Source organism: Bacteroidales bacterium, from assembly GCA_022647615.1.
In the GTDB taxonomy this organism is placed as follows: domain Bacteria; phylum Bacteroidota; class Bacteroidia; order Bacteroidales; family UBA932; genus Egerieousia.
In genome coordinates, this window is sequence record JALCKZ010000001.1 from 191,644 (window position 1) to 209,526 (window position 17,883).

Annotated in this window: 13 protein-coding genes and 1 tRNA gene; 7 read left to right on the plus strand and 7 right to left on the minus strand. The window is 41.8% G+C overall.

Translation table 11 applies throughout. From position 1 onward, the window contains the following. Positions 1-54: 54 nt before the first annotated feature. The 4 genes from LKM37_00840 to LKM37_00855 all read right to left on the minus strand — a co-directional run bounded on the left by LKM37_00840 (position 55) and on the right by LKM37_00855 (position 5,928). The gene (locus LKM37_00840; protein ID MCI1719569.1) at positions 55-3,222 is read right to left on the minus strand and encodes an FAD-binding protein; all 3,168 of its coding nucleotides are present in this window, start codon (positions 3,220-3,222) and stop codon (positions 55-57) included. A gap of 116 nt (positions 3,223-3,338) precedes the next feature. After that, on the minus strand, positions 3,339-4,505 hold the full coding sequence (locus LKM37_00845; protein ID MCI1719570.1) for a DEAD/DEAH box helicase: 1,167 nt from the start codon (positions 4,503-4,505) through the stop codon (positions 3,339-3,341). A gap of 4 nt (positions 4,506-4,509) precedes the next feature. Further along, complete coding sequence (locus LKM37_00850) at positions 4,510-5,583, minus strand: nitronate monooxygenase family protein (GenBank protein ID MCI1719571.1); 1,074 nt, start codon at positions 5,581-5,583, stop codon at positions 4,510-4,512. Between the two features lie 272 nt (positions 5,584-5,855). After that, a tRNA-Phe gene (locus LKM37_00855) sits at positions 5,856-5,928 on the minus strand. Positions 5,929-5,975: 47 nt separating this feature from the next. Between LKM37_00855 and priA the strand changes: the two genes are divergently transcribed. Beyond that, entirely contained in the window at positions 5,976-8,198 is a 2,223-nt protein-coding gene (gene priA / locus LKM37_00860) for a primosomal protein N' (GenBank protein ID MCI1719572.1), read from the plus strand. Between the two features lie 47 nt (positions 8,199-8,245). On the opposite strand, the gene LKM37_00865 is transcribed toward priA, so the two are convergent. Then, positions 8,246-9,214 carry a diacylglycerol kinase family lipid kinase gene (locus LKM37_00865; GenBank protein MCI1719573.1) on the minus strand — a complete coding sequence of 323 codons (969 nt, stop codon included), beginning with the start codon at positions 9,212-9,214 and terminating at the stop codon, positions 8,246-8,248. Between the two features lie 118 nt (positions 9,215-9,332). On the opposite strand from LKM37_00865, the gene LKM37_00870 reads away from it, so the two are divergent. The 4 genes from LKM37_00870 (at position 9,333) to LKM37_00885 (ending at position 13,868) form a co-directional block, all read left to right on the plus strand. After that, positions 9,333-10,133: an AAA family ATPase gene (locus LKM37_00870; protein ID MCI1719574.1), complete on the plus strand. Its 801-nt coding sequence runs from the start codon at positions 9,333-9,335 to the stop codon at positions 10,131-10,133. Positions 10,134-10,139: 6 nt separating this feature from the next. After that, positions 10,140-11,093, plus strand: coding sequence for a ParB/RepB/Spo0J family partition protein (locus LKM37_00875; GenBank protein ID MCI1719575.1), 954 nt, complete (start codon positions 10,140-10,142; stop codon positions 11,091-11,093). Positions 11,094-11,113: 20 nt separating this feature from the next. Beyond that, positions 11,114-12,097 (plus strand): DUF5683 domain-containing protein, encoded by a 984-nt coding sequence (locus LKM37_00880; protein MCI1719576.1) that lies wholly within the window; start codon positions 11,114-11,116, stop codon positions 12,095-12,097. 76 nt (positions 12,098-12,173) lie between these two features. Beyond that, positions 12,174-13,868, plus strand: a complete 1,695-nt coding sequence (locus LKM37_00885; protein MCI1719577.1) for a LysM peptidoglycan-binding domain-containing protein — start codon at positions 12,174-12,176, stop codon at positions 13,866-13,868. A gap of 22 nt (positions 13,869-13,890) precedes the next feature. On the opposite strand, the gene LKM37_00890 is transcribed toward LKM37_00885, so the two are convergent. Both LKM37_00890 and purE read right to left on the minus strand, forming a co-directional pair. Continuing rightward, positions 13,891-15,942, minus strand: a complete 2,052-nt coding sequence (locus LKM37_00890; protein MCI1719578.1) for a helix-hairpin-helix domain-containing protein — start codon at positions 15,940-15,942, stop codon at positions 13,891-13,893. Between the two features lie 144 nt (positions 15,943-16,086). Continuing rightward, positions 16,087-16,599 carry a 5-(carboxyamino)imidazole ribonucleotide mutase gene (gene purE / locus LKM37_00895; GenBank protein ID MCI1719579.1) on the minus strand — a complete coding sequence of 171 codons (513 nt, stop codon included), beginning with the start codon at positions 16,597-16,599 and terminating at the stop codon, positions 16,087-16,089. A gap of 93 nt (positions 16,600-16,692) precedes the next feature. On the opposite strand from purE, the gene hpt reads away from it, so the two are divergent. Beyond that, complete coding sequence (hpt, locus tag LKM37_00900; GenBank protein MCI1719580.1) at positions 16,693-17,268, plus strand: hypoxanthine phosphoribosyltransferase; 576 nt, start codon at positions 16,693-16,695, stop codon at positions 17,266-17,268. 45 nt (positions 17,269-17,313) lie between these two features. Then, entirely contained in the window at positions 17,314-17,880 is a 567-nt protein-coding gene (locus LKM37_00905; protein MCI1719581.1) for an adenylate kinase, read from the plus strand. The last annotated feature ends 3 nt before the right edge of the window (positions 17,881-17,883 follow it).

Consider the following 17,883-nt stretch of genomic DNA (forward strand, 5'->3'; position numbering starts at 1 on the left):
ATAAACTTAATAAAGATAAGCCAAAGATTATTTATAACGCTTTTATAACCGCTTTTATTTTAAAGCATTATACAGAACCTCAATTGGATGCAAAGCCCTCACTCCGGTTCCGTCAAAGATTTGCTCGCGGCAGCTAGTACCGGGAGCGGAAACTATATACTTACATGTATTACCCTCGGCCGCAGCCTCTTGCTGCATCTTTTGAACCTTGCGGACTGCAGGGAAAAGCACCTCTTCTCCAATTGCCATGGAACTCTTGTAGTGCTCTTTTTCATAACCGTATGAACCGGCCATTCCGCAGCATCCGCTTGGAATTACATGAACGTTATAATTAACGGGCAGGTTAAGCATTGCTTCTGTTAAAGCGGTGCCTACCAGCGCTTTCTGGTGGCAATGCCCGTGAAGCCATATCTCCGCCTTTGAGATTGTAAATGATTCATAGGATATTTTCCCGGCATTCACTTCCCTCATTATGAACTCATCAAACAGCAAACAATTTTTTGCAAGCTTCTTTGCGGCAACCGCCATATCGCCCCTCAGCAAAGAGGGATACTCGTCCCTAAAGCTCAGAATACAAGATGGTTCTATTCCAACAAGAGGATGTTCTTCTGTGACAACATCTTTTAATACATCAACATTTTTAAATGCAAACTTGCGCGCAAGCTTAAGCATTCCTTTAGACAAAGCCGTTCTACCGCTCTCATAATGCTTTGGTATAACAACCTCATAACCAAGCTTATTTAGCAACTTGATAAAAGTAACGCCCAGCTTTGCCTCCATGTGATTTGTAAACTCATCGGCAAAAAGATAAACTTTTCCGTTATAATATTTTGTCGCGACAGTTTCTGCTCTTCCTTCAAGCGCCTGAGGTACAGGATGGTGCAGTTTCTTAGCCAAAGCGCGCAAAGATGTCTTGCTCAGCGTTGGTATAGTTCTGTCGGGAGAAAAATTAATTAATTTCTTTATTATTCCGGATGATAACTTCCAGGAAGCAAACAAGTTATAAATAGGAGCAAAGCGGGAGCCAAGCTTCTCTATCTGCGGCATGTGCGCCACCATAAAGTTGCGGAACGGAACTCCGCGGGCATCAAATCTGTGCTGCAAAAATTCCGCCTTCAACCTTGTCATATCTACATTTGAAGGACACTCGCTCTTGCAGGCCTTGCAGCTAAGACACTCATTAAGAAGTTCATACGTGGCATTATCCAAAAAAGGATTACGCCTGCTGTTATGAATTACATTATCAGTTAAAAGGTTGTGAGTCGCACCCCTTTTTATACTTCCGTTTGTCAAAACCTCGCGCATCATATTCGCCCTTGCGCGGGTAGAAAATCTCTCCTCTTTCCCCGCTTTAAACGCAGGACAAATTACCCCTCCCATCTCGGCCGGACGCTTGCAATCTCCGTTGCCGTTGCACTGCTCAATTGCACAGAACAAACCCTTCTGCTGAGTAAAATCAAAATACGTTTCAAACTTCTCAGCATCAGTTGTTTTCCCGACATCCTCCAAATATTTTTTAGGAACTTTATTCAGATATTTCTCCGCAACATATTTTTGCTCAACTTCATATCTCAAGCATGTATCCATTGACGGAGTACCTACAATCTTTCCCTCATTAAAAATCAAATGAGGATCCCACACCGCCTTCAAATCTTTAAACAGCTTGTACACCTTATGGCCAAACATAAGCGGCAAAAACTCACCCCTCAATCTTCCATCCCCATGCTCTCCGCTAAGAGAGCCGTGATGCTTCTTTACAATCTTTGCAGTCTCCTGTGCGACAGCCTTGAACAAGTATCTGTCGTGAGCATCTTTAAGATTAAGAATAGGGCGCAAATGCAGCTCTCCAACACTGATATGGCCGTAATAAACACAGCTCAGCTTAAAGCCGTCCAGCATTTGTTTTATATCCTTAATGTATTCTGCCAAACGCTTGGGAGAGACAGCAGTATCCTCAATCAAAGAGACAGGCTTTGCATCTCCCGGCATACCTGAAAGCAATCCCAGGCCCGCCTTGCGCAATGCCCAAACTCTCTTTATATCAGCTCCATATACACGCGTAAACTCATAACCGCAGCTATGCTCCTTCAAATCAGCTTCTATTCCATCTGCCATTGAATCAACATTCTCCCTGCTCTCCCCCGCAATCTCAATGCACAAAATAGCGGCCGGGTCCCCGTGCACAAAAAATCTATTTTTATTCTGCTCAATATTATTCTTGCTCAGCTGCAAAATCTTATCGTCAATCAGCTCAATCGCCACAACTCCGCGCCCGTTTTCCAACGTCCTCACATTCCCGGCAAACGCCTCATCCAAAGAATTGCAATGCACGCAAACCAGCACCCTGTCTTTTGGCGGAAGCGGTACAAGATTGAGTTTCAGCTCATAAGCAAAGGCCAATGTACCCTCGGAGCCGGCAAGCAGCTTGCATAAATTTGGAGCCTCTTTTCCTCCCGACAGATATTTGCGCATATCATTTAGCACCTCATCCAGCGCATAGCCGGAATTGCGGCGCTTAATGTCGCCATCAGGAAACTCAGCATTAACGGCATCGCAAAGGCCCTCATCCACAGCCCATTTAAAGAGCTGCCAATAAATTCTCTCTTCCAGATTGGATGGGAAAAAAGCTTTAGCCAAACCTCTCTCGCTAAATTTCCCCGTACCGTCATAGATACTTTTTTTGAACTCCTCAGCCTTAACTTTGATTTTATTTATAACCTCGGCAGCTCTCTCTTTTGAGAAAACCGCAAGGGTGCCGTCGCTCAGAACTACCTTAGCCTCAATAAGATTAGCACGTGAAGTTCCATAAACCAAAGAATGGCTGCCGCTGGAATTGTTGCCTACCATGCCGCCAACGCAGCACCTGTTGGACGTAGAAGTCTCAGGCCCAAAAAACAATCCGTCTTTTGCCAGATAAAGATTCAATTTATCCAGCACAACGCCCGGCTGAACTCTGGCCCAATGTTCTGCTTTATTGACCTCCAGAATACGGTCCATATATTTGGAGACATCAGCCACCAAACCGCTCCCCACAACCTGCCCCGCAAGAGAGGTCCCAGCAGTACGGGGAATTAGAGAAATTCCATTGGCGCCCGCAACGCTAATTGCCAGGCGAATGTCCTCTATGCCTGCCGGAAAACAAACGCCATAAGGTATTTCCCTATAGGCACTTGCATCGGTAGCATACAGCACTCGCGTCAGATTATCACGTAAAATATTCATAAGCCAAAAACTTCAATACTAAGGTCAAAAACCATAGTCTCAAAACCTCAGCAAATATAATCAATAATCTATCAGATAATTATCCAAAAAGGTAATCTGAGACGAGCGGAAAAGCTCTAACTAACCCTGCGCAACTTCTTGCCAGTAATTTTCTGAATATCCTTTATCATCGGATACTCCTCGCTGGAGCAAAAAGTAAAGGCAAGACCGCTATTTCCCGCTCTGCCGGTACGCCCAATTCTATGAACATAGGTCTCCGCAACATCAGGAAGGTCATAGTTGATAACAAGACCAAGGTCCTGGATATCAAGACCTCTTGCCGCAATATCCGTGGCGACTATAATTCTTGTTTTCCCGCTTTTAAAATTCTTCAACGCAGTTTGTCTTGCGTTTTGAGATTTATTTCCGTGTATGGCCTCGCACCCAATTTTGCATTTGTTGAGGGCTCTGGCAATTTTGTCAGCACCATGTTTTGTGCGGGAAAAAACAAGCACTCTATCCTCCGTCTGCTCATTCAAAACTCTAACAAGCAAATCTATTTTCTGAGGCTTCTCAACAAAGAACAAATCTTGCTCTATCGCATCCACAACAGACGCAGAATGAGCAACTTCCGCCCTCACGGGATTATGCAGCAAATCTTTGGAAATCTTGTTTATCTCCTCCGGCATTGTCGCAGAAAAAAGCATTGTTTGTTTCTTCCGCGGAAGCATTGGAATAATCCTGCGGATATCATGGATAAATCCCATATCCAGCATTCTGTCCGCCTCATCCAACACAAAATGCTCAACATTGTTCAACCTTATAAACCCTTGTCCTATAAGGTCCAGCAAACGTCCCGGAGTAGCAGTCAAAATATCCACACCTTGGTTCAGCCGCTTAACTTGCTGTCCTTGCTTAACGCCTCCAAAAATAACCGTATGTTTTAATCCGCTATACTTTCCGTAATCGGAAAAAGACTCCTCTATCTGAATTGCAAGCTCCCTTGTAGGTGTGAGAATCAGCGCTTTAATGGGGCGCTTATTATTTTTTCTCAGCGACGGATTATTCTCTTTTTTCAGATTATTCTCACTCCCCTGATTGCGCTCTTTTTTCATCAGCTGCTCAATAATTGGAATCGCAAATGCCGCAGTTTTTCCAGTACCCGTCTGGGCTATTCCTAAAATATCTCTCCCCTCAATCCCGGCAGGAATTGCCTGCTCCTGAATAGGTGTTGGCGTAACGTATTCTTTATCACTCAAAGCCTTAAGAACAGGCTCTGTAATTTTTAATTCTTTAAATGTCATTAATTTACTTTTGTTTAATTTCACATAATGCGTACTCTTTCTTCAAAATAGATATGACCTGATGTACGCTCCTTATCTTATCAGCCATATAGGCATTTGCTCCGACAAATACATATCCGTCTGACAATTTGCCTTTTACAGCATTATATAATGCTTTGATAATGCAATATGGACTGTGGACATAATCACATGTTTTAATGCAATGATATCCGCATCCTTGGGGTTTTGTAAGACCGGCATTAATTTTATCTGTAAACTCACTCTCTATTGCCCTGCCCGGCATCCCGACAGGACTGTCTATGATTATGATATTCTCTTTTTTGCATTTGATATATGCCTCTTTGAACTCGCCGGCCGCGTCGCACTCAATTGTCGGAACAAAAATGCTAGCCATTTGCGCGCCGTCAGCTCCAAGCTTCATAATCCTCATAATATCCTCCCCGGTAGTCAAGCCTCCGCCTGCAATAACCGGAATTTTTTTTCTCTCTTTATAAGAGGATGTTACTTTAACAACCTCCGGAACTATTTTCTCCAGAGTATAATTTTCATCAAAAATCTGATTCTTTTTAAAGCCAAGATGTCCTCCAGCCTTTGGTCCTTCAACTACCACAGCATCAGGCAAATAATGGTAAGTGGCATCCCACTTCTCACAAATTATTTTTGCCGCTCTTGCAGAGGAAACTATCGGGACTAAAAGAGTTGTACTGTCTTTCTTTAAAAATGACGGGAGATTAAGAGGAAGCCCCGCGCCTGAAAAAATAATATCTGCTTTCTCCTCAATGGAGGTATTAACCATATCTGCAAAATTGGAGAGCGCAACCATAATATTCACTCCAATAATGCCTTTGGTCATTTCCTTTGCCTTTCTTATCTCCTCTCTTAGGCCATAGATACAGTTAAGAGGATAATTATCAGGGGTTTTACGATACAGCAGTCCCATCCCGGCGCATGAAATTACTCCAATGCCGCCTTCATTTGCAACCGCAGAGGCAAGTCCGGAAAGTGAAACGCCAACGCCCATTCCACCCTGAACTATAGGGAGCTTAACTTCCAATTTTCCAATAAAAAATGATTTCATCATTACAAAAACATTTTGCGCTGCACCTTGCAATTGACGTGTAAATCAGGGCAATCCCTTCTTGCACGGCAGCACGCACAGCTGTCACTTCAGACAACAGAATTAATAAAGATGATTTGGAGACAAAATGTCCGCAGAAAAACGCGGAAGCAAACACAAACAGTATAAACTCCTTTGTAAGAGCGCGCAAATGTAATCAATTATTTGAATATTCAATAATGCAGTTATCGCCACTGCACAAAAAAAGGCCTGCTTTCGCAGACCTTTTTTTGTGGTGCCTCCGGGAGTTGAACCAGGGACACAAGGATTTTCAGTCCTTTGCTCTACCAGCTGAGCTAAGGCACCAGTGATTTAGGGCTGCAAATATAGGGATAATTTTTAAATTTGCAACAATGATGGCGCAAGGCAAAATATATGTATCTGTAATTCTTCCAATCAAATTTGAGGGGGAGATATTTTACATTCTGCCTCACGACAGTTATTCCTCACTCTCAGACTCCTCAGCCACTTCAAGCTCAAAGATTTTCTCTTCGCTTACCGGCAGCCGCGTGCGCGTAATGTTTGGGAAGAAAATCCACAGCGGAGTAATACGCAGAGTTGTGGAGGAGAAAGATTTGCCACAGCAATTTACAGAGGTGAAGGTCAAAGATGAAAAGACCGGCACCACGCGCACGGAGCTTAAACCAGTTGAATACAAGGAGATTCTATACATAGAAGATCTTCCAAAAATCACTCCGGAAGAGATAAAATTTTGGGACTCAATTGCACACTATTATTTGTGCAGCACGGGAGAAGTTTTCAAAGCGGCCTACCCTATTTTAACACAAAAACAAGAAGCTGTAAAATCTCATAAAACTCCTGCAGATATCTTTGAAAAAATCAAGAAAGAGGATAACGAAAACCAATTCTCATTTATTGATGCACATCGCCCCGTATTATCTGATGCACAGCAAATTGCGTACAAACAAATCAAAGAGCAAATAGCAAAAAAGCCGGTGCTGCTGGAGGGGGTAACGGGAAGCGGAAAAACAGAAATTTACATAACGCTTGCAGACGAGCACCTGAAAAACGGGAAGAACGTTCTTTACCTGGTGCCGGAAATTGCAATGAGCAAACAGATGGAGCGCCGTCTGCGCGAGCATTTTGGGAGCCGCCTGTTTGTGTTTCACTCTGCGCTTAATCAAGCGCCAAAAAAACTATTGCGGGACATCCTAACATCTCCACAGGCGCAAAGCCAGCTGAGCGCATCTAGGAATGAACCGATTATCATACTGGGGACACGCTCATCACTGCTGTTGCCATTTAATAATCTGGGACTCATAATCATAGATGAAGAGCATGACGCAAGCTACAAACAAACAGAACCGGCCCCAAGATACAACGCCAGAGATTCTGCAATTATGCTCGCCGGACTGCACAAGGCCCAAGTATTAATGGGCTCCGCAACTCCTTCATTGGAAAGCCGTTATAACTGCACTATAGGCAGATTTTCAAAGGTGGAACTCAAAGAGAAATACTACAGCGCAAATGAGCCTGACATCACGGTGATAGATACTATTTGGACAAGGCGCAGCAAGCAAATGCACGGGAGCTTTTCACAAGAACTCATCAATGAAATAAAAAAGACTATCGCGGAGAAAGGACAAGTAATTGTATTCCGCAATATGCGCTCCTATTCACCTGTAGTTCAATGTACTGAATGCGGGGAGATACCGCGCTGCCCGCATTGCGATGTGCCGCTCAGCTATCACAAATACGATAATACTTTGCGCTGCCATTATTGTGAGTATCAGACAAAATTTACGGGCATTTGTCCAAAATGCGGCAATCATTCTCTGGAGGCAAAAGGTGTTGGAACGGAGAAGCTGGAGGAGGAATTAAAAGAACTTTTCCCGGAGGCTAAAATTGCCAGATTTGATGCCGATATTGCAAAGAGCAAAATGCTGGAAGATAAAGTGTTAAAGGACTTTGCGGAGGGCAATACGGATATTCTTGTGGGCACCCAGATGATAAGCAAAGGGTTTGATTTTAAGAACCTGAATCTGGTTGCCGTCATCCAGGCAGATACAATTTTGGGACTGCAGGATTTCCGCGCAGATGAGAGGGCAATTCAGCTCTTCACTCAGCTAATGGGAAGGACAGGCCGTCGCGATAAAAAAGGGAAGCTCATTATACAGACAAACCAGAAGAAACACCCTGTAATTGAATATATTGCAAATCTCAATAATCCCGCGGACAGCAGCAATGCACAGGATGCAGATACTGTTGAAGCTCCCGACAGCAGCATTGCGCTGCTAGATGAGAGAAGGCAATTCGGTTTTCCTCCATACGTGAGAATGATAACCGTAACTGTCAGAAACAGAGATAAAAACATTCTGAATGAAATTTCAAAGGCTGTCGGAAAAATATTAAAAATGTCCAGAGGATTTACTGCTCAGGAAGTTACAGGACCTTTCCCTCCGCGCATAGAAAAAGTGAGAAATGAATTTCTGCTTTGCTACAACGTAAAATTCGCACGCGATAAAATGCTGGAGGCAAACAAAGATGCTCTTAAGAAAGCGCTGGATTCACTTAAGGTTCAGGACTCTATAATAATTGATGTTGATCCGCTATAAAAAATTCATGCTGGCCCTCTATTGCAAAAAACCCTCCGATGAGAGAATTATCTGCGGCTGCCGGCATAGACATATCCCTGACCTACAACAACTTTAATGCTCTTTGGCACAAGGCTGAATTTGAACGGCGAGGTCCCGACAGCTTCTCCGTCAATCTCTATGCGGGTCTCCGGATCAGTTGTAATTTCAATCTCTCTGCACTGTTTGAAAATAACTTTTGGAATCTGATAAATGTTGCCGGAAAACAAAAGACGGAAATTGCGCAGCACCTTGTATTTTGACATTTTCTTAATGATAGTCAAATCCATAAGTCCATCATCTACAGCGGCATTAGGGGTCTGCTGCATACCGCCTCCGTTAAATCTTCCAATTCCTACCGCGCCGGAAAAAACAAGTCCGTTATAGAACGGCTCGCCGTCTGCGGTAATCTCAAAATGCTTGGAAGAAAAATTAATGAAAGTATTTACGGTGCTCCTCAGATAGAGCCATTTGCCATACTTCCCCTCATCCTTCAAATTATTATATTTCAGATTCACGACAGCATCATATCCAAGGCCCGCAACATTTGCCATATAGCGCGTATGCTCCACCCTTGTCTCATAAAAAACAACCTTTCCAACATCCTGCAGCACAGTCTTTTTCTGCACCAGAGAGTCCACAGCTTCCGCATAGGTTTTTGAAATGCCGTACATCCTAATCCAGTCATTTCCGGTACCTGTCGGGATGACAGCCAAACACACCTCAGTAGTAGGAACTACTTTCTGAATGAAAAGGCCGTTAACAACCTCATGAATTGTACCGTCTCCCCCTATTGCCACAATGTTTCTAAAGCCGTCTGTTACAGCCTTTACGGTAAGTTCAATTGCATGATATTTGTGCTCTGTAAATACACATGTAAACCTTAATCCGCTGTTGTACATCTGATTAGAGATGACAGGCCAATCTTTTAATCCTCTGCCGCTACCGGCTTTTGGATTAACTATTACCATCCAGCTATCTGAAAATTTATCCGACATTTTATTAACAGGCACCCGTTTTGTGTTGAAAACTTAAGCCAGGCAAAAGTAATAAATTCTGCATAGCTAAAAAAGATTTAGTATTTTTGCACAATACGCATATTTATACGCATGTTATATGGGAAAAGTAATTGCAATAGCAAATCAGAAGGGCGGAGTGGGCAAAACGACTACGGCAATTAACCTAGCCGCGTCGCTTGCAGTTTTGGAGAAAAAGACACTCTTAATTGATGCAGATCCACAGGCAAATGCCACGTCCGGACTCAATTTTAATCCGGATTCTAAAGATAAGAAGACTATCTATGAAGTACTTACTGGGGAGAGAGAGCTTAAGGAAATCTTAAGAAAAACCGATATCAAAAATCTGGATATGACTACATCCGGAGTTAATCTTGTTGGAGCCGAGCTGGAGATGGTTACGGTTGAGAACAGGGAGTTTGTACTTAAAAATGCAATTAACAGTGTAAAAGATACTTACGAGTACGTAATCATTGATTGTTCCCCTTCTCTTGGAATAATTACCATCAATGCGCTTACCGCTGCGGACTCCGTCATTATCCCCGTGCAAAGTGAGTTCTTTGCGCTGGAAGGCCTTGGAAAACTGCTAAATACAATTAGGCTGGTGCAGAAGAATATGAACCCGCAGCTCTCAATAGAGGGTTTCCTTCTGACAATGTATGATTCCCGCTTAAAGCTTGCAAATCAAGTGGCTGAAGATGTTCGCCGCCATTTTGGAAAGATGGTTTTTGAGACTGTCATCAATAGAAATGTCAGGCTGAGCGAGGCTCCGAGCTTTGGCAAGCCCGTTATTTTATATGATGCATTGTCCAATGGCTCAAGCAATTATTTGAATCTTGCAAAAGAGGTCATTGCAAAAAATGAAGTTGTTGCAAGTGCCGCAGTAAAAAAAGAAAAGTAGAAAGTTATGCCAAAATTTAAAACAGGACTTGGAAGAGGACTGAGCGCTCTCATTGAGAACGCAACACAGGAGAGACAGGAGGATGACTTTGTAAATCAGCCGACTGAGAGTAGTACTCCCGACAGTTCTTCTTCTCAGCTAGTATCCATTAAAGAGATATCAATTGATAAAATTGTTCCTAATCCATACCAGCCCAGAACGGATTTTGCGCAGGAGAAGCTTGATGAATTGGCCGAATCAATAAAAATGATGGGGCTTATACAGCCTATTACCGTTACAAAAATTCATGGCGGCAAATATCAGATAATCAGCGGAGAGAGAAGGTTCCGCGCATGCACTGCGGCAGGGCTGAAGAGCATTCCCGCATATATAAAAGATGTCAGCGAGGATGCTATGCTGGAGATGGCTTTGGTAGAAAATATTCAGAGAGAGGATTTGGATCCTATTGATGTTTCTCTAAGTTTTCAGAGATTAATAGATGAATGCTCCCTAACGCAAGAGGCTCTTTCACAGCGTGTAGGGAAAAACAGAGCAACAGTTGCAAACTTTTTAAGACTGCTTAAGCTGCCCCCTGAGATTCAATTTGCTATTAAGGCAAAAAAACTTTCCATGGGACATGCAAAAGCGCTGCTTGGCCTGGAAGGTGACAAAGCTCAATTAAAGCTTGCAAATCAAATAATTGAAGATGACCTGTCGGTGAGACAGACAGAGGAGAGGGTTAAAAAACTCAATGGTGCTGCGGCAGAGAAAGTGAAGGGGAAAGAGGCAAAAGTCCCTGCCGGAAATTTATCAGCGGCAACGGAGAACGGAAAACAAGTTGCGGAAATTCTTCAGAAGTATTTTGGGGAGAGCGTGGCAATTAAACCGCGCAAAAAAGGGGCGGGAGACTTGACAATTCATTATCAGTCAGATACACAACTTGAAGATTTTCTGAAAATATTAAAGGAACATAATTTGTAGTAGAGCGGAAAAATTTGGTTGTGCAGAGAAGATTATCAAAAATATTGATATCAGCAGTGATTGCGGGAGTTTGTTTTTTTGCTCCGCGCGGCGCTGATGCACAAATCAAAACCGGCGGGGAGTTTATAAGCAACGCCCCTCCTGCTGCAGGTACAATGAAGTCTGCAAATCAGGCAGATACGCTTAGTTACGGAGATGATACCGCAGCCGTAAGACCGCAATATTCTTTAAAGAGGTATTTCAAAGCTCTAGCACACAAAGATACCATGTCAATATCCTATATGTTTCTGGGACAAGCTATTGTACCGGGAACTGGGCAGCTGTACAACAAACAGGCATGGAAGATTCCTATTGTTTATGGTGCTATAGGAGGATGTATTGGCGGCGCCGTGATGGCCAACATGAAGTGGAAAAAAGATGGGAAGCAGAGTGCAAAAGATTTAAGAAACTATCTGGTATTGGGGGCAATAGGTTCATATTGGGGCTCTTTGATGGATGCCACCGTGAGCTACAAATCTTATGAGAGACCTCTACCTGCAAGAGCCTCTTTTTATTCCGCCTTGCTTCCGGGACTAGGCCAGGCATACAATGGAGATTACTGGCACATTCCAATTTACTATGCCGGATTTATGATTAGCGGATATTGCTGGGCATTTAACCAGAAAGAATACAGAAGATATAAAAACATGTACATAGATAAGGCGGCGGGAACATATACAGGGCCACTTTCCTCGGACGATATTATCTGGTACAGAGACCAATACAGGCGCAATAGGGATTATTCCGTTATTGCGACGATGCTGATTTATGCGCTTAACATTATAGATGCAAATGTTTTTGCGCACTTCAGCCATTTTGATATAAGCGACGATTTGTCCTTTAACGTACAACCCGTAATAATACAGGAGGGTGCGCCATTACCCGTGCCGGCGCAGACATTTTATGGGTTTAACAGCGGGTATTCCTCCACTAAAATTGGATTCCAGATGAATATTAACTTTTAAAATTTTGCGGAGTCTAACTATAGTGGAAAGATTTTTGAGAGGAAAACGGATTTGACAATTAAAAAAAATTTTACTGATGAGATTTAGAAGAGTTACCATCTTGCTGATTGCAATGTGCAGCTTATTGTGTTTTAACACAAATACTTACGCACAATTATTCAAAAGCAAAAAGCAGCTGACACAAGAAAACGCAAAACTTAGAAAGACAATTGATTCATTAAAGAATATTATAGGAGAGGGTGAAATTGAAATTGCAGACACAACTGATGCGGGAGACTCAATTAACCCCGGAGGCATAGGTCTTATAGAGAACGATTTGTTTGAGACCAAGACGCCAGGCTCTAATCCCGATAGTTTATTGAGCATCTGGTATTTGCAAAAGCAGCTTACTGTCGGCGACATGCAAACTATAGATTTGGACAGCGTCAATTTTACAACAAACATTCCGGATGAAGTCTACATAGAGAAGATAAAAAAGATGAATTCTTTCATCCCGATACCTTACAACAAATCTGTCAAAAACGGTATCATTCTATACACGGAAAAACGCCCGAGACTGGCATCAATCATATTGGGTCTAAGTTCCTATTACTTACCTATTTTTGAAGATATTTTTGAATCATACGGATTGCCAAGAGAGCTGACCGTTCTGGCTATAATTGAGTCTGCTCTTAATCCAATGGCCGTCTCCCCTACCAATGCAAGAGGTATGTGGCAATTCATGCGAACAACGGCCAGGCAGTATGGATTGGAAATTAACTCATACGTTGATGAACGTCTGGACCCTGTCAAATCAGCAACGGCAGCAGCAAAATATTTAAGAGACGCGTACATGATTTTTGGAGACTGGTCCCTTGCAATTGCCTCATACAATTGCGGTACCGGGAATGTCAACAAAGCAATAAGACGCGCGGGCTGTAAAGATTTTTGGTCTGTTTACGGATATTTGCCTAGAGAGACAAGAGGTTACATCCCTAACTTTGTTGGAGCTCTTTACCTTTTGAATTACTATCGGGATTACAATATAGTTCCTGAAAAAATCACATTGCCGGCTCACGTAGACACATTTAGAATTCATAAGAATTTACACTTTGAGCAAATATCTGACAACATTGGAATACCTGTAGAAGAATTAAGACAGCTTAACCCCCAGTATCTGCATGATATAATCCCAGGTTCAGAGGAGGAATATATTCTTAACCTGCCTTACAATTACACAGTTCCATTTGTTGATAAAGAGCAGCAAATCTACGCCTACAAAGACAGCATCTTCTTTAATCCAATAGTTTACAACAACTACAAAAAAGCTGAGGCAAGCGGAGGAGATGATAATGAGACCGTATCTTCTGCAAGGAGCAATACTCCAAGGCAAAGGACGATGTATCATAAAGTTAGACGCGGTGAAACTTTGGGGGGAATTGCGCGCAAATACGGAGTAACAATTACGCAGGTTAAGAAGTGGAACCACATGAGAAAGAACACCGTACAAGCGGGCAAGAGCTTGGTAATTTACAAAGGAGGAAGAGGCGGAGGAGAGTCTACGTATGAATCACATGCGGCATCTGAAGATACTTACATTCCAGGCAGCAGAGGAAAAAAGAATTCCGCCAGAAAGTCCGGAGTTACCAACTATACGGTTAGAAGAGGCGATACTTTATTTAGCATTGCACGCAAGTATGATATGACTTTGAGCGATTTGCTTAGACTTAACGGTCTTTCCAACAACAGCAAGATTTTCCCCGGAAGAAAAATCAAAGTTAAAAGAGGTTAATCCTCTTTAAAGTTCAAAGAGGCTAAAAATTAAATCTTATCCCTGCTTTCAAACTAAGCAGGGATTTTTTTTCTCCGCACTTTAAAAATAATTCCAGCCACTTGGCCGCCCTGACCTGCGCAACGGCATACCAGCTAATTCCCTTTCCGTAAAAAAGAGTAGAAGCGTATGTCATAGGCAAGTCATATTCAACCATATACAGACGTCCATTCCATTTCTCCGCGTTGTAATATGCCACACAAAAATGCATGGACAAAACATTCATCTTAATATTGGAGAGCGCGGAGACCGCATAGCTTCCTTTTGAATTCACCTCCTCTTTTGCCATAAAATTCAACCATTTGCAAATTCTTATTTTTGCCGCCGCTTTTTCAGCACAAATATTATCAATCACGTTTGTCCGCAAATAGTTGCAGGATAGGCGCAAAGAGAAATTCAAAACATCTCCGGTAAATTCAAACTTCAAATAATTTTTCCAGCACATAGAGGATGAATTAATATTAAACCTTGCCCATGGATAATAGACATAATCTGAACCCATAGTCATTTTAAGATTTCTGAAAACATATCCGCTTGCTCTTATTGCGGCGCCATTTTGATTTGAGCAAGAAGATGTAAGCGTATAACCGCCTGCATGAGGATTTGTGTAACTTTTAGAATAACTGCGCACTAGAAAGTTAATTTTCCATTTTCCGCAAATAGGAAATGTGCCTCCCGCAACAGCAGCATAACCTCCCGAATGTTCCAATCCAGGGGAACTGTAAGCAGCCTCGCCAAAAAACCTGAGCTTCCCCAGCAAGGTGTAAAAATCGGCTGCGCAGTTCCAATGAAAGCCCTCATACATCTGGTACTCATTATAATCCTTAACATTTCTGCCATTGATTTTATCATAAGTATATCCGGCAAAGGAAAAACCAATTTTAATCTTGTTAAAAAGGGCGGTAACATTTGCCCCCGTAACTACCTCATGCATTGCATCTTTTGCAGACAATAATAATTTTGAGTTATGTATGCCTCCCGATAGTATAGAAGTATATTCCTTTCCGTTTGGGGCAATCTTTGCATCAATGCCCTTGTATGACCCTAACAATGAAACCGTTAATTTTCCGCAGGAAAGCTCGGCAGCAACTCCTCTGAAGAATTTCTCCTCATCGGAAGAGGTATATGGAGAGACAGGTTCACCTCTTTTATAAAACCCATACATATCTTCCGCACCTTGCAAATTAAATGAATTCCAAAGTGTTAGACCTTGCCCGAATCTGGCGGAAAAATCCCCTATCACCAAATTGTCTACTGCAAAAGTTTTTAATTTTTCAGGCTCTCCGCTAACGCCGGGATTTTTCCTCTTTACAAATTTCATGTTGCGCAACGCAATGCTAAAGGAGATAAAGTCCCCAAGCGGAATTCTGTTTTTCTCAACCGCCGGCTCACCCGCATCCTTCTCCTCCAATAATGCCACTTCAACTTTATTCAGCCATACTGTCCTGTATCTCAACTGGATATAATTGGGGTCTCCAAATTCTGTTTCAGAAGAATTTGTCTTGCCGCCGGAACAAATTATTTTGCGCGCATATTTAGAATAAAAAGAAGAACTGCAATCTTTAAAGAAATTTCCGGGTCTTATGCCGGAATCTCCAAAATAAATGAATGGACGCAACAGCTTTACTATCTCCTCATTATATCCGTTAAGCAAAGAGAGTTCAGAATATGAAATCACAGGTCCGTGATTTTTTTCATAATCCAGGAGCGCCTCTATTTGAAAATCTGTAAGCAGCACAAGTCTCTGCAAATCAGAGCGCGACGCACTGTTTATATTTAGCGGATATTTCCTAAGTCTTTCATAATATTCCAAAATCTCTTCCATGTTCCGAGCAGAAGAATTCTCCGCATCCGCTGCGGAGACTCCTCCTTCAGATGAAATATTATCAAGACTATTATCGTAGTAGTCAGATATTTGCTCTATCACCTTTTCAATTTCCGGATACTTGTCCGTCTGCGAAAAAACAACTGCCGGGAGAAAAATAAATAGAATGGCAAATAAAATTTTGCCGGTGAGAAAATTCTTGCGCTCCATACCATACCTCCTATGTTTGAATAGATTAGAGCGCAAAAATAGCCTGCCATTTTTACAATGACAGGCCATAAAGTAAATTTATCCGGCAAGAAAATAAATTTATCAAAGGAGAAGATAAATTGTCCTGCCAGAAAAACAATTTTACTAATTGGTCTTAAACTTATATTTTACCTCTTTAAGTTCTGCATTTGCCTTTGCAATTTTCCCAGCAAGTTCCTCTTTGAATTTTACAAACTTGCCAAACAGTTCTGCATCAGACTGGGAAAGTATTTGGACTGCAAATATTGCGGCATTTTTTGCACCATCAACGGCCATTGTTGCAACAGGAATTCCGGAAGGCATTTGAAGAATTGAAAGGATTGAATCAATGCCATGTATTGAATTTGAGGAATTTATAGGGACACCAATCACCGGAAGAGGTGTGCTTGCTGCTATAACTCCCGGAAGATGAGCTGCTCCGCCGGCTCCTGCGATAATTACCTTAATACCCCTCTTATGAGCATTCTTGGCAAAATCAGCAACCATATCGGGTACCCTGTGCGCGGAAAGAGCGTTAATTTCAAAAGGGACTCCCATTTCATCTAGATATTCAGCCGCTTTCTCCATGATTTTCAAATCAGAAGTGCTGCCCATAATTATGCTTACAAGTGGTTTCATATTTTATATTTTTTGCAAAGTTACATTTTTCCTATTTAATTGAGTATTTTTGTCAAATACCTATGCCAAAAAGTAAAATCTAAAACAAACTATATGAAAAGAATACAATTGTACGACAAATGCTTTAAAATGTATTTGCCTTATGCAAAAATAGAGAAAGCTATTGATAAGGTAGCAAAGAGCATTAATGAAGACCTTGCCGGTGTTGACACCCCTATTTTTTTAGGCGTTCTTACAGGCTCTTTTATGTTCACCGCGGACCTTATGAAGAGGATAAATTTCCCTTGCGATATTGTATTTATCCGTCTTGCCTCTTATGAGGGAACATCTTCCACAGGAGAGGTAAAACAAATTATGGGATTAACTAAAAGCGTTAAGGATAAGACAGTTATAGTAGTTGAGGATGTTGTTGACACAGGCGGAACAATTATGGAGATGGACAAAATTTTAAGAGATGCCGGCGCAAAAGATATTAAGGTATGCACGCTGCTTTACAAGCCATCTTCATACAAGGGTAGTGTAAAAATAGATTATTACGCCAAAGTTATCCCTAATGATTTCATAGTTGGTTTTGGTCTGGATTACAATCAGTTGGGTAGGCAGTATAAAGATATTTACGTATTGGATGAGGAGGAAACTCAAAAACGGTTGCTGATAAATAAAAAATAATATTTATCGCGACAGATATAAAATATTAAAACAAAAGTCATTACAATGAAGTATTACATTTTATTTGGTCCTCCGGGGGCAGGAAAAGGAACACAAGCAAAAAAGATGGTGGAGAAGTTTCATCTTAAACATATTTCCACAGGAGACCTTTTGAGAAACGAAATTGCAAAAAAAACAGAATTGGGACTAAAGGCAAAGAGTTTAATTGAAGCCGGAGATTTTGTTCCGGATGAGGTTGTGGTTGGAATGATAAAGAACGTATTTGCTGATAATAAGGATATTAAGGGATTTATCCTGGATGGTTTTCCACGCACTATTGCCCAGGCAAAAATGCTTGATAAAATTTTGACAGGAATGAAATCGGAGGTCACAAAAGTTATCTCCCTTAAAATTCAGGATGATACTATTGGAAAGAGAATCAAGTACCGTGCAAACGTTGAAGGGCGCAAAGATGACGCAGATGAAAAGATAATTAGAAACAGAATTGATACTTACCACAGAGAGACAGAGCCATTGATAGATTATTACAAAAAGGCGGGCAAATATTATGAGATAGAGGGAGAAAAGTCTGTGGATGAGGTATTTGATTCCATCTCAAAAGAGATGCAATAAGAA